The 13,108-nt window shown below is 74.4% G+C and carries 8 protein-coding genes and 1 pseudogene; 5 read left to right on the top strand and 4 right to left on the bottom strand.

Annotation, left to right across the window (positions count from 1 at the left end; genetic code table 11):
• Window positions 1–7: 7 nt before the first annotated feature.
• On the top strand, window positions 8–4,717 hold the full coding sequence (locus ACIRQY_RS26950; RefSeq protein WP_403930196.1) for a hypothetical protein: 4,710 nt from the start codon (window positions 8–10) through the stop codon (window positions 4,715–4,717).
• Window positions 4,718–4,921: 204 nt separating this feature from the next.
• On the opposite strand, the gene ACIRQY_RS26955 is transcribed toward ACIRQY_RS26950, so the two are convergent.
• Window positions 4,922–5,290 carry a hypothetical protein gene (locus ACIRQY_RS26955; RefSeq protein WP_351795409.1) on the bottom strand — a complete coding sequence of 123 codons (369 nt, stop codon included), beginning with the start codon at window positions 5,288–5,290 and terminating at the stop codon, window positions 4,922–4,924.
• A gap of 436 nt (window positions 5,291–5,726) precedes the next feature.
• Between ACIRQY_RS26955 and ACIRQY_RS26960 the strand changes: the two genes are divergently transcribed.
• From ACIRQY_RS26960 to ACIRQY_RS26975, 4 genes are read left to right on the top strand one after another with little or no spacing between them, the layout of a single operon-like run.
• Window positions 5,727–8,771, top strand: a complete 3,045-nt coding sequence (locus tag ACIRQY_RS26960) for a nitrate- and nitrite sensing domain-containing protein (protein ID WP_403930197.1) — start codon at window positions 5,727–5,729, stop codon at window positions 8,769–8,771.
• Window positions 8,768–9,214, top strand: a complete 447-nt coding sequence (locus ACIRQY_RS26965) for a roadblock/LC7 domain-containing protein (RefSeq protein ID WP_351795414.1) — start codon at window positions 8,768–8,770, stop codon at window positions 9,212–9,214. Before ACIRQY_RS26960 ends, ACIRQY_RS26965 begins: the two co-directional genes overlap by 4 nt.
• A gap of 10 nt (window positions 9,215–9,224) precedes the next feature.
• A complete protein-coding gene (locus ACIRQY_RS26970; RefSeq protein WP_351795417.1) occupies window positions 9,225–9,650 on the top strand; it encodes a DUF742 domain-containing protein in 426 nt (141 codons plus the stop codon).
• On the top strand, window positions 9,631–10,236 hold the full coding sequence (locus ACIRQY_RS26975; RefSeq protein WP_351795420.1) for an ATP/GTP-binding protein: 606 nt from the start codon (window positions 9,631–9,633) through the stop codon (window positions 10,234–10,236). Before ACIRQY_RS26970 ends, ACIRQY_RS26975 begins: the two co-directional genes overlap by 20 nt.
• A gap of 153 nt (window positions 10,237–10,389) precedes the next feature.
• Here the strand turns inward: ACIRQY_RS26975 and ACIRQY_RS26980 are convergent, their stop codons facing one another.
• The 3 genes and pseudogenes from ACIRQY_RS26980 to ACIRQY_RS26990 form a co-directional block, all read right to left on the bottom strand.
• On the bottom strand, window positions 10,390–11,547 hold the full coding sequence (locus tag ACIRQY_RS26980) for a lipid-transfer protein (RefSeq protein ID WP_403930222.1): 1,158 nt from the start codon (window positions 11,545–11,547) through the stop codon (window positions 10,390–10,392).
• Window positions 11,548–11,702: 155 nt separating this feature from the next.
• Window positions 11,703–12,146 (bottom strand): annotated as a pseudogene (locus ACIRQY_RS26985) (Zn-ribbon domain-containing OB-fold protein); the annotation flags it as partial.
• Window positions 12,147–12,227: 81 nt separating this feature from the next.
• Window positions 12,228–13,049, bottom strand: a complete 822-nt coding sequence (locus ACIRQY_RS26990; protein ID WP_403930199.1) for a M15 family metallopeptidase — start codon at window positions 13,047–13,049, stop codon at window positions 12,228–12,230.
• Window positions 13,050–13,108 lie beyond the last annotated feature (59 nt).

The following is a 13,108-nucleotide window of genomic DNA, read 5'->3' on the forward strand; positions in this document are numbered from 1 at the left end:
CCGCCGCATGTACGAGCTGTCCCGGGTCCGCCTCTACTCCATCGGCCCCGCCGGTGCGCGCTACGCCGACACCGTCCTGGACCTGCGCGGGGTCGGCGCCCCCGTGCCCCACCCCGCCCCCATCCAGGCGGAGTTCTTCGCGGAGGAACCGGTCGGCCCGCCACGCCGCCCGGCCCCCGCGGGCGTGCTCTTCCTGGAGAACGGCGGCGGCAAGTCCGTCCTCCTGAAGCTGATCTTCTCCGTGATGCTCCCGGGCCACCGCAACACCCTGGGCGGCGCCAGCTCCGGCGTGCTGCGCAAGTTCCTCCTCGCCGACGACTGCGGCCATGTCGCCCTGGAATGGCAGCACACCCTCACCGGGGAACTCGTCGTCGTCGGCAAGGCCAGCGAATGGCGCGGCCGCCAGGTCTCCTCCGACCCGCGCAAGTTCGCCGAGGGCTGGTACTCCTTCCGGCCGGGCCCCGGCCTCAGCCTGGACAACCTCCCCGTCGCCGAGGCGACCTCCGTCCGTCCGGCCGCCGAGGGTGCCTCGGGCGCGACCGGCCGCCGCCGCACCATGAAGGGCTTCCGTGACGCGATCACGGAGGCGGGCAAGGCGTACCCGCACCTGGAGGTCTCCTGGGAGGAGATCCACGACCGCTGGAACGAGCACCTCGGCGAACTGGGCCTCGACCCCGAACTCTTCCGCTACCAGCGCGAGATGAACGCCGACGAGGGCGAGGCCGCGGGCCTCTTCGCCGTCAAGAAGGACTCCGACTTCACCGACCTGCTGCTGCGGGCCGTCACCGACACCCGCGACACCGACGGCCTCGCCGACCTCGTCGGCGGCTTCGGCGACAAACTGGGCCGCCGCGCCGAACTGACCGCCGAACGCGACTTCACCGCCGGTTCCGTCGACCTCCTCGGCCGGATCGTCGAAGCCGCCGCGACCCGCGCCCAGGCGCGCGAGATCCACGCGGCGGCCGAGCGCCGCACCCGTGGCCTCGCCCGCCGCCTCTCCGCGCGCGCCGCCGAGGAACGGGGCCGGGGCGCCGAACTCGCCCAGTCGGTCACCGCCGCCGCGCACGCCGTCGCCGGGGCCGAGACCGCACGCGGGCACGGGGCCCTCATCGCCGCCGAACTCGCCTACCGGCACGCCTCCCTGGCCCTGGCCGTCGCCGAGAAGGGCGCCGCCTCCCAGCGCCGCGAACTCACCGACGCCCGCACCGCGCACTCCGCCTGGCAGGCCGCCGAGGTCGTCCTGCGGCACCGCGCGTCCGGCGACCGCTCCGCGCGCGTGGCCGCCGCCATCCGCGAGGCCGAACGGGACGCCGCCCCGGCCCTCGCCGCCCGCTCCCTGGCCGCCGCCGGCCTCGTACGGGCCCTGGCCGCCGCCGCCGAGGAGGGCGGACGCCACGCGGCCGAGGAGGAGGAACGCTCCAGCGCCCTCCAGGAGGTCGGCGAGACCGCCCACCGGGACGCCACCTCCGCCGCGACCGAGGCCCAGCGCGCCCGCAGCGAGGCCGGACACCTGCGCCAGCGGCTCGCCGAGGTCGAGCAGGAGACCGCCGAGGCGGTACGGGCGGGCTGGCTCGACGACTCCGCGCCCGACGCCGACCCGGCCCGCGCGGCGCTCGCCGCGAACGACGCCGAGAAGACCGCCGTCGCCGCCTGGGACACCGCCCGCGAGGCCGCCCGCACCGCCACGGACCGCGCCCGTGAGAGCGCCGCCGCCGAATCCCGCGCCGAACTCGCCGCCGCCCGCGCCGCCGACGCGGCCGAGGCCGCCGGGAACGCCTACGACGCGGAGCGCCGCGCCGCCGAACTCCTCGCCACCGAGGAGCGCCTCGCCGAACTCCTCAGCCTCCCCGCCACCGGCTCCCCCCTTCCCGCCCTTCCCGCCACCGGCTCTCCCCTCCCCGGCCAGCGCGCCGACGGCGGCGACCGGGACCCCGGCACACCCACCCCGGACGGCGGCCCCACCGGGGACACCGCGCCGCAGGGCCCGCTCACCGTCACCGAGTTCGACCGGTACGCCGACGAACTGCGCGGGATGCTCGACCAGGCCGTCGTCTCCGCCGAACGCCAGCTCTTCGACCTGCGCACCGCCGCCGCCGACGACTCCCGCATCCTCGGCGCGCTCGGCGACGGCGGACTGCTCCCGCCCGGCCCCGACGTCCTCGCCACCGTCGAGTACCTCGGCGAGCACGGCATCCCCGCCCTCCCCGGCTGGCGCTACCTCGCCCAGTCCGTCGACCCGGCCGACCACGCCCGGGTCCTCGCCGCCCGCCCCGAACTCGTCGACGGCGTCGTCATCACCGACCCCGTCTCGTACGGCCGCGCCCGAGACGTCCTCGGCACGGCCGCCCTGCTGCCCCGCTCCGCCGTCGCCGTCGGCACCGCCGCCGCCCTGCTCGCCCCCGTACCGGCGGCGCACCCGGCCGACGACACCGGCGTCTTCCTCGTACCGCCCAACCCGGCCATGCACGACGAGCACGCGGCCGACGAGGAACGGCACGCCCTGCGCGCCCGCGCCACCGCCCGCGACGAGGAGATCCGCTCGCTCGCCGCCCGGCTCACGGGCGACCGCTCCCTCGCCTCCCGCATCGGTGCCTGGCGCGCCGACTGCCCGCCCGGGATGCTCGCCGAACTCGCCGCCGTCGCCACGACGGCCCGGGAGACCGCGGAAGCCGCGGCCGCCACCCTCGACGAGACGCGCGCGGTCCGGGCGGAGGCCGACGAGACCGCCGCCGAGGCGTCCCGGACGCGCGACGAGCGCCAGGAGGCCGCCCAGCGCGCCCGCCGGGCCGCCGACGCCCTGGCGGGACTCGCGTACCGGCTGCGCGAGCGCTCCACCTGGCAGGCCAAGCTCCGCGAACTCGCCGACGACGCCACCGAGGCCGAGGCCCGCGCCCAGACCTGTCTGGAACGCGCCCGCGCCGCCGACGAGGACCGCCGCGCCGCCCAGCGATCCGCCGACGACGCCCACCGCACCGCCCGCGCCCTGCGGGCCGAGCGCGCCGAGATCGCGGGTGCCCCGGACACCCTCCCCGAGGAGGACCCGGACGCCCCGCGCGTCGCGCTCCCCACCCTCCGCGAGGCCTACCGGGCCGCGTCCCAGCTGTACGAGAAGGTCGGCGTCGGCGCCGACCTGCGCGCCGAGCAGGCCCGCTCCGAGAGCGACGAGTCCGCCGCCCTCGCCGAACTCGACCGCCTCACCAACAAGGTCCGCATCCGCGCCGAACAGCTCCTGGAGTCCACCGACGGCGCCGACGGCCCGTCCCGGCAGGCGGCGGCGGCCCGCGCCGAGGCCCTGGTGCAGATGCTGGAGACCCGCGCCTCGGAGGCCAGTGAGAAGCTGGGACGCCTCCGGGGCGAGGCAGAGCGGCTCGCACCCGAGGACGGCGGGGCGCACACCGCCCTGCCGGACGAGCAGGTGCCCGCCGACGCCGAGCGCGCCCAGGCCCTGCTGCGCACCGCCACCACCGAACTCGCCGCCCGCACCGACGCCCTGGAGGCCGCCCGCGCGGCCCACGCGGGACTCCTGCGGGACCACCGGGCCGCCGAGGACGCGGCGGGTGGCTTCGACGAGACCGCCGCCCTCCTGCGGGACCTGCTCCGCGACCACGCCGACGAGGAGCACGAGGAGACCGAGGCCCACCGGGGGACCCTGGAGGAGGCCCGGACGACGGCCGCCGAGACCCGCCGCACCCTGCGCGGCCGCACGGCCGAGCTGGCCGCCGCCGACGCCTCCGTGCGCGAGGCGAGCGACATCCTCGTACGGCACGCCAACTCCACCCGGTACGAGCAGGTCCGCACCCCGGCCCGGCAGCAGATCCGCGAACTCCCCGCCTCCGCGCTGCCCGAGCACGCCGCCAAGTGGGCGCAGGCATTCGCGCCCCGGCTGCGGGTCCTCACCGACGAGCTGGAGCAGCTGGAGCGCAACCGCGACTCGATCGTGGACCGGCTGCGCGGACTCGTGGAGTCCTCGCTCGCCACGCTCCGCTCCGCGCAGCGCCTCTCCCGGCTCCCCGAGGGCCTCGGCGAGTGGTCCGGCCAGGAGTTCCTGCGCATCCGCTTCGAGGAGCCCGACCAGGCCACCCTCGTGGAGCGGCTCGGCGAGGTCGTCGACGAGGCCACCCGCGCCGCCGTCAGGAAGAACTCCGACCTGCGCCGCGACGGCATGTCGCTGCTGCTGCGCGGGGTGCAGGCGGCGCTGGAACCCAAGGGGATCTCCGTCGAGATCCTGAAGCCCGACGCGGTGCTGCGCGCCGAGCGGGTGCCCGTCGGACAGATGGGCGACGTCTTCTCCGGCGGCCAGCTCCTCACCGCGGCCATCGCCCTGTACTGCACGATGGCGGCGCTCCGTTCCAACGACCGGGGCCGGGACAAGCACCGGCACGCGGGCACCCTGTTCCTCGACAACCCGATCGGCCGGGCCAACGCCACGTACCTCCTGGAGCTCCAGCGGGCCGTGTCGGACGCGCTCGGCGTCCAGCTCCTCTACACGACGGGCCTGTTCGACACGACGGCGCTCGCCGAGTTCCCGCTGGTGATCCGGCTGCGCAACGACGCCGACCTGAGGGCGGGCCTGAAGTACATCAGCGTCGAGGAGCACCTGCGGCCGGGGCTGCCGCAGCCCGTGGGGGAGGGCGAGAAGATCCACGGCGAGATCACGGCGACGCGCATGTTCCGCCGCCACCAGTCCGACGCCCCGGCACCCGCACGGACCCCGTAGGGGGCCGGGACACGGAACGGCCCGGCCCCCACGAGGGGGACCGGGCCGTTCTTCCGTCCGTACGGGCCGGGGCCCGCGTCGCCGTGATGGCCGACGAGACCACCGGTCTTCGCCCCGTACGGCCCGGGGCCGTGCTCCCGCGGGAGACGGACCTCCTTCCCGTACGGGGCAAGGTCACCGCCCCGTGGACGGCCGGTCAGACCGTCAGGCCGCCTCCGACAGCGGTACCGTCTCCGTGCGATCCGCCACGCGCTTGGCGCGCAGCGACGGACGGGCCGTACTGCTCGGCTCCGACACCACGCCGTTGCGCTGGCGCCAGACCTGACGGGTGATCCACACGTCCAGGACGCTCCAGGTGGCCACCACGGTCGAGGCGACCGCCGTGACCGTGACCGGGAACGCCAGCCAGGAACCCGCCACACTGCACAGGAACGCCACCACTGCCTGGATCAGCGTCACCGATGTGATCATCACCGCGCGTACCGCCGCGTTGCGCACCGGGTCCGGCATCCGCTGAGTGCCCCGCTCCTCCTCCATCCACAACTGCCGCGCCGACCGCGCCTCGTGTCCCATGGTCCTGTCACTCCCCACCGCTGAACGACTCCAGGGGTGGCTGCCCGCCTTGCGTGCCTTTACGCGGACAGAGCCCTCCCCGTACTTATTGACGCACGACCGAGGTAAAAGGTTTCGCCCGACCCCCGTGAAACATGCGACACGAGCGAACGGAACAGAAAGTTCCAGCCATCTCCCCGAGTGGGCGAAATGGCGCACCATCAGGTGTCCTGCGCCACAGTGGCGGATCCCAACTCCCCGAATACCGGGACATCTCATGATCAACGCTCACTCGACAGGCTGAAAATAGCCCGGACACGCCTTCGAGATGGTCTTGATGCAGTAGTAGGCTCGCGCCGCCGTTTGTTGAAACCGAAGGTTGACGCCGCGTGTTGACGCCGGACGTCACGAACGTGAAGGACCCCCGTGACGCGCGGGGGCCGAGCTGGGGGAGGCCATGCGCTTTCGCGGGAAGTCCATCCGCCGGAAGATCGTGGCGTTGCTGCTCGTACCGCTCGTCTCCCTCACCGGGCTCTGGGCGTTCGCCACGGTCCTCACCGGCCGCGAGGCCGACCAGCTCCTCGACGTCGGCTACATCGTCGACAAGGTCGGCTACCCCCTGGAGGACACCGCCCGGGTCATCCAGCTCGAACGCCGCCAGTCCCTCATCTACCTCGCCGACCCCCGGGGCTCCGAGGCTCTCGACTCGCTGCGCGACACCCGCGAGGCCACCGACCGGCAGATCGCCCGCATCCGAGCCAACGCCGAGGACCCCGGCGTCCGCGAGGAGATGCAGCCCGTCACCGCCCAGCGGCTCAGCTCCCTCCTGGAAGCGTTCGACGGCCTCGACTCCCTGCGCCGCTCCGTGGAGAAGCGCGATGTCGGCCGGATCCAGACCCTGGAGTTCTACAACCGGCTCGTCGACCCCTGCTACAGCTTCCTCATCACCCTCCACGCCCTGGAGAACGTGGAGATGGACAAGCAGGGCCGGGCCCTCGTCGGCATCACGCGCGCGCGTGAGCTGCTCTCCCAGGAGGACGCCCTCGTCCTCTCCGCGCTCGTCGCGGGCCGCATCACCCGCGAGGAGATCCGCGCCGTCTCCGACCTGGTCGCCAAGCGCACCCTGTTCTACGAGGTCAACCTCGAAGTCCTGCCCGCCGCCGAGCGCGACCACTTCGAGAAGTACTGGCGCAGCCCCGACACCCAGCCGCTGCGCGCCGCCGAGAACGCGATCCTCCGAGAGGGCCCCACCGACACCCCGCGCGCCGTCACCGCCGCCCACTGGCAGGACCGGGCGGGCCCCGTCCTCGACGACCTCGCCCGTGAGAACACCGCCGCGGGCGACCGCTACCAGGAGCGGGTCCGGCCCGCCGCGTACGGCGTCCTGCTCAAGGTCGGCGTCGCGGGCGTCCTCGGCTTCATCGCGCTGCTCGCCTCGCTCGTCATCTCCGTCCGTGTCGGCCGCTCCCTCGTCCGCGACCTGCGCCGCCTCCAGAAGGAGGCCCAGGAGGTCTCCGGGGTCCGGCTGCCCAGCGTCATGCGCAGGCTCGCCGCGGGCGAACAGGTCGACGTCGGCACCGAGGTGCCCCACCTGCGGTACGGCGAGGACGAGGTCGGCCAGGTAGGCCAGGCTCTCAACACCCTTCAGCGCGCCGCCGTCGAGGCCACCGTCAAGCAGTCCGAGCTCCGCCGGGGCGTCTCCGAGGTGTTCGTCAACCTCGCCCGGCGCAACCAGGTCCTGCTGCACCGTCAGCTCACCCTCCTCGACACCATGGAGCGGCGCACCGAGGACACCGACGAGCTGGCCGACCTCTTCCGCCTCGACCACCTCACCACCCGCATGCGGCGGCACGCCGAGGGGCTCGTCATCCTCTCCGGCGCCGCCCCCTCCCGGCAGTGGCGCAAGCCGGTCCAGCTCATGGACGTGGTCCGCGCCGCCGTCGCCGAGGTCGAGGACTACGAGCGGATCGAGGTGCGCAGGCTCCCGCGCCTCGGCGTGGGCGGCCCCGCCGTCGCGGACCTCACCCACCTCATCGCCGAACTCCTGGAGAACGCCACGGTGTTCTCGCCCCCGCACACCGCCGTGCAGGTCCTCGGCGAGCGCGTCGCCAACGGCTTCACCCTGGAGATCCACGACCGGGGCCTGGGAATGAACGCCGACGCCCTGCTCGACGCCAACCTCCGGCTCGCCGAGACCCCCGAGTTCGAGCTGTCGGACACCGACCGCCTCGGCCTCTTCGTGGTCAGCCGTCTCGCCCAGCGCCAGAACGTCCGGGTCTCGCTCCAGACCTCCCCCTACGGGGGGACCACCGCGGTCGTCTTCATCCCGGCGGCCCTGCTGACCGACGCGCCCGAGACCCAGGGCGCGGGATTCCGTCTGGACCGCAAGACCCCGGACCGGGTCGGTCCGGCCGACATCGGTCCCGACGGCACCGCTGTGCTGCCGGGCCGCCGTCCGGCGCTGGCCCGCGTCCCGGACGTCGTCGAGGTGCCGGGCCCGCTCGACGGCCCCGTCGAGCTCGAAGGACCGGTCGGCGCCGAGGACCTCGACGTCCTGCTCGACCGGTCGGCCGACCTGCTCGACAGCGACAGCGAGCGCGGCGGCCTCTTCCGGCCCCGGCGCGGGCGCCGCACCGGCCCGGGACCCGCCGAAGGGCAGCACGGACAGTCGCAGGACCGTCCGGAAGGCCACGGCGACGAAGGGGACCCGGCCGACGGCCCGGCGCCGCTGCCGCGCCGGCGGCCCACCCCGACCCTGGTGGTGGACCACGGCCGCCGCGTCGGCGAACCGGACCGCGCGCACGGCCTTCCGGACCGCGCGGGCACGTCAGCGGGTACGCCCCAGGACCGGACCGGCACCTCCCAGGACCGGACCCGTACGCCCCAGGGCCGTACGGACTCCGTCCCGGACCGCGCCCACGGCCTCCCCGCCCCCGACCAGGTGCCTCCCGTCCTGGAGCAGCCGCTCACGGGCCGGGCGCACCCCGCTCCGGGACGTCACCCCGGGGACCCGGACGCCCCCGGCCGGGCGGCGGACGGCACCAGCCGCCTCGGTACCGGCACCGGCCACCCCGGCACCGGCCACGGGAACACCGGCCACCAGGACACGGGCCACACCGGCACCGGGCACCCCGGCCACGGTGCCGGACGGGACCAGCGGGGTTCCGGCCCCGCCCTCTTCCCCGTACCGGCCGAGGGTCCCGTCCGGGCGGACGGCCCCGAGCCCTTCGGCGGACTGCCCCGCCGGGTCCGCCAGGCCAGCCTCGCGCCGCAGCTGCGCGGGACGGAAGGACCGGACGGAACCCGTACGGGTTCCCGCACCGGCGCCCGTACGGGAAGGGCCGGTTCCGCGGAGGGCCCGGACTCCTTCGAGCGCGACGCCGACGAGGTGCGCGCCCGCATGGCGGCCATGCAGCGCGGCTGGCAGCGCGGGCGCGGCCACGACGCCGATCCGGACGAACCGACAGCACCAGGAACGACACCCGAGGGGGACGGTCGATGACCGCACCGAACGCCGCAGCACCCAGCACGTCCGGTCACGCACACGGGCACGGCGAGCTGAACTGGCTCCTGGACGAGCTCGTCCAGCGCGTCGGTTCGATCCGCAAGGCCCTCGTGCTCTCCAGCGACGGCCTCCCCACCGGTGCCTCCCGGGACCTGACCCGCGAGGACGGCGAGCACCTGGCCGCCGTGGCCTCCGGTTTCCACAGCCTCGCCAAGGGCGTCGGCCGCCACTTCGAGGCGGGCAAGGTCCGCCAGACGGTCGTCGAGCTGGAGGAGGCCTTCCTCTTCGTGACGGCCGCCGGGGACGGCAGCTGCCTGGCCGTGCTCGCGGACTCCGACTCCGACATCGGCCAGGTCGCCTACGAGATGACGCTGATGGTGAAGCGGGTCGGGGCCCACCTCACGACGGCCCCCCGGTCCGGTCTGCCCTCGGGAGGGTGAGCGGGACGGTATGACAGACGCAGCCGAGCGGAACCAGCTGAACCAGGGCCGGACCCCCGGCCACCACCACTGGTTCGACGACGAGGCGGGACCGGTGGTCCGTCCGTACGCGATGACCCGCGGCCGGACGAGCGCCGCCACCCGTCACCGACTCGACCTCATCGCGCTGGTCGTCCCCGAACCCGCCGCCGACGACCCCGGCCGGGACCAGTCGCTCTCCCCCGAGCACGTGGAGATCGTCGAACGCTGCTCCGAGCAGCCCCAGTCGATCGCCGAGCTCGCCGCGGGACTCGACCTCCCCGTAGGGGTCGTCAGGGTCCTCGTCGGTGATCTCGTCGAGGACGAACTCGTCCATGTGACCCGCCCCGTTCCGCCGGCCGAACTGCCGGACGTGAGCATTCTCCGCGAGGTGATCAATGGCCTTCGGGCGCTCTAGCCGCAAACACCCCTACGTCGAACCGATGACCCTGAAGATCCTCGTCGCGGGCGGGTTCGGGGTCGGCAAGACGACACTGGTGGGCGCGGTCAGCGAGATCAGGCCGCTGCGGACCGAGGAGGTCCTCAGCGAGGCGGGGCGGCCCGTCGACGACCTGCACGGGGTCGAGGCCAAGAAGACCACCACGGTCGCCATGGACTTCGGCCGGATCACCCTCCGCGAGGACCTCGTCCTGTATCTGTTCGGCACCCCCGGCCAGGACCGCTTCTGGTTCCTCTGGGACGAGCTGGCACAGGGCGCGCTCGGCGCGGTCGTCCTCGCGGACACCCGCCGTCTGGAGGAGAGCTTCGCGGCCATCGACTACTTCGAGCGGCGCGGCATCCCGTTCACGGTGGCCGTCAACTGCTTCGAGGGCGCCCGGCGGTTCCCCGCCGAGAGCGTGCGCGGGGCGCTCGACCTCGACCCCGAGGTGGAGCTGGTCATGTGCGACGCGCGGGACCGCGAGTCCGTGAAGAACGTGCTGGTGGCCGTCGTCGAGCACGCGCTCGTCCTCGCGGACCGGAGCCACGCGACGGCCACCCCCTGAGCGCCCCTCAGGGGCATCGAGGGCTTCGGGCCCTCGACATCCTTGAGTTCCCCAGCCCCTGAAGCCCCTGAAGCCCCTGAAGCCCCTGAAGGTCCTCAAGCCCCTGAAGGTCCTCAAGCCGCTCAAGGTTCCTCAAGTCCCCCGGTGGGGCGGTCAGCGCACGGCCACCACCGCCGACCCGTGCCCGAACAGACCCTGGTTCGCGGTGATGCCGACCCGGGCCCCCGGCACCTGCCGGTCGCCCGCCGTGCCCCGCAGCTGCCAGGTCAGCTCGCAGACCTGGGCGATGGCCTGCGCGGGCACCGCCTCCCCGAACGAGGCGAGACCGCCGCTGGTGTTGACGGGGACGCGTCCGCCCAGCGCGGTCGCGCCCTCCCCGAGCAGCTTGGCGCCCTCGCCCGGCGGGCAGAGCCCGATGTCCTCGTACCACTCCAGCTCCAGGGCGGTGGACAGGTCGTACACCTCCGCGAGCGACAGGTCCTCCGGCCCGATCCCCGCCTCCTCGTAGGCGGCGCGTGCGAGGGAGGCGCGGAAGGCGTACGGCGCCGGGGCGACGGCCACCGCCGAGTCCGTCGCGATGTCCGGCAGGTCGAGCACCGTCCTGGGGTAGGTGGGGGAGACCGTCGACACGGCCCTGATCCGTACGGGATCGGGGTGCCCGTGCGCGCGGGCGAAGTCCATGCCGGACAGGACGAGCGCGGCCCCGCCGTCCGAGGTGGCGCAGATGTCGAGGAGCCGCAGCGGATCGGCGACCACGGCGGAGGCGGCGACCTCCTCGGCGGTCACCCGGGTCCGGTAGCGGGCCAGCGGGTTGAGCGCCCCGGCCGCCGCGTTCTTCACCTTGACCCGGGCGAAGTCCTCGGGGGTGTCGCCGTACAGCGCCATCCGGCGGCGGGCGGCGAGGGCGAAGTACGCGAGATTGGTGGCCCCCAGCACCCGGAACCGCAGCCAGTCGGGGTCGTCGGGCCGGTCGCCCTCGGCGGGGGCGAAGAAGCCCTTGGGTGCCGAGTCCGCGCCGACCACCAGGACCACGTCCGTGAGACCGGCCAGGATCTGGGCCCGTGCGACCGCGACGGCCTGGGCGCCCGAGGCACAGGCCGCATAGACGCTGGTCACCCGAGCGCCCTGCCAGCCGAGGGCCTGGGCGAACGTCGCCCCGGCCACATAGCCGGGGTAGCCGCAGCGCATGGTGTCGGCGCCGACGACCGAGCCGACGTCGGTCCAGTCGAGCCCGGCGTCGGCGAGCGCGGCACGGGCGGCGGCCGTCCCGTAGGTGACGAAGCGGCGCCCCCACTTGCCCCAGGGGTGCATTCCCGCCCCGAGCACGGCGATGTCGTTCACGACCGCTCCTCCCGCTCGCCGGAGACGGAACCCTGAGACCCGGAGACGGAACCCTGGGACCCGGTGGCGGAACCCTGAGGCGCGGGAGTCGATCCCCGAGGTCCGGGAGCGGCCCCCTGAGTGCCCCCTACGGGCCGCCAGTTCCACGTGGTCCAGATGTGCCGCTCGTCCTCGTTGAGGACCCCGGGCACCACCTCGACCTCCGTGCCGACGGCGAGATCGGCCGTGGTGACGCCGGGCGCGGCCTGCCCGAGCACCACCATCGCCTCCGCCGCCAGTTCCACGGCGACCAGGGTGTACGGCTCCCAGGGGACGTCCGGGTCGGACGCGTAGGGGGCGGGCGGACGGTAGCGGCCGTCGGTGTACGACCAGACCCGGCCGCGCGGCGAGAGCGGGACCTCGACGAGTTCCCCGCCCGCGCAGAGTGGATTGCGGCAGGCGTCGTCCTCACGGGGGAAGAACACCGAGGCGCAGGCCGCACAGCGGGTGCCGAGCAGCCGGAACCGGTCCTCCGGCACGGTGTCGTCGGTGAACCACCCGGCCACCACCGGTCTGCGCGTCCCTGCCATCGAGGTCTCCCGTACCGTCGGCCATCCCGTATCTGACGAACCGTCAGGAGTGTGGCACGGGAGACCGGTCCAGGGAAGACGTCAGTGTCCGGCCACCGACCGCCGGGCCACCGGGAAGTCGAAGAAGGTGTCGGGGAAGGGCTCCGGCTGGAACGTGAAGTGCCACCACTCCTCCGGAAGGTTCACGAAGCCCTGTCCGGCGAGCACCCCCTTGAGCAGTTGCCGGTTCGCCCGGGGCCCGCCCACGATCCTCGGATCGTCGGTGCCCGAGCGGGGGTCGAAGCAGTCGTAGCCGGTGCCCATGTCCACGGAGTTGTCCGGGAAGCGCTCCGCCCGGGGCGCGAAGCACTCCACCAGCCGCTCGCCCGGCACGTACGCGCGCGTGGGCGCGGCCGGGAGCCGGACGAGCGTCAGGTCCACCGTCGAACCCCGGCTGTGCCCGGACTTCTCCGCGATGTAACCGTCCTCGAACAGCCTCGACTTGTCGACGAGCGGATAGAACTCGCCCTTCATCCGCTCGTCGGCCAGGTCCTCCGCCCAGCGCACGAAGTGGTCGACGGCCCGCTGCGGCCGGTAGCAGTCGTACACCTTCAGCGTGTACCCCCGGGCCAGCAGCCGCTGCTGCGCCCGGTGCAGTGCCTCGGCGGCGGGCCGGGTCAGGATGCACAGCGGCTGCCGGTAGCCGTCCACCGGCGCGCCCACGAAGTTGTGCCGGGTCGTGTAGCGCATCTCCTGGAGGATCGTCGGGTCGACCGAGGAGAGCGCCACGAACTCCCTCGGAGCCCGGGGTTCCGGCGCGGCCGAGGCCGGGGGAGCGGGGGCGGTGAGGGCGCCCGTGACGGCGAGCAGCCCGGCCGAGGCCACGCCGGCGAGGGTACGGAGGGCGGGGACGAGTCCTGTCATGCGCACCGTCTACCAGTTCCGGCAGCGCCGGGAAAGGGCGCACGGGTACGGTCGGCAGG

Origin of the sequence: Streptomyces sp. NPDC101490, assembly GCF_044767145.1 — a bacterium.
Classification (GTDB): domain Bacteria; phylum Actinomycetota; class Actinomycetes; order Streptomycetales; family Streptomycetaceae; genus Streptomyces.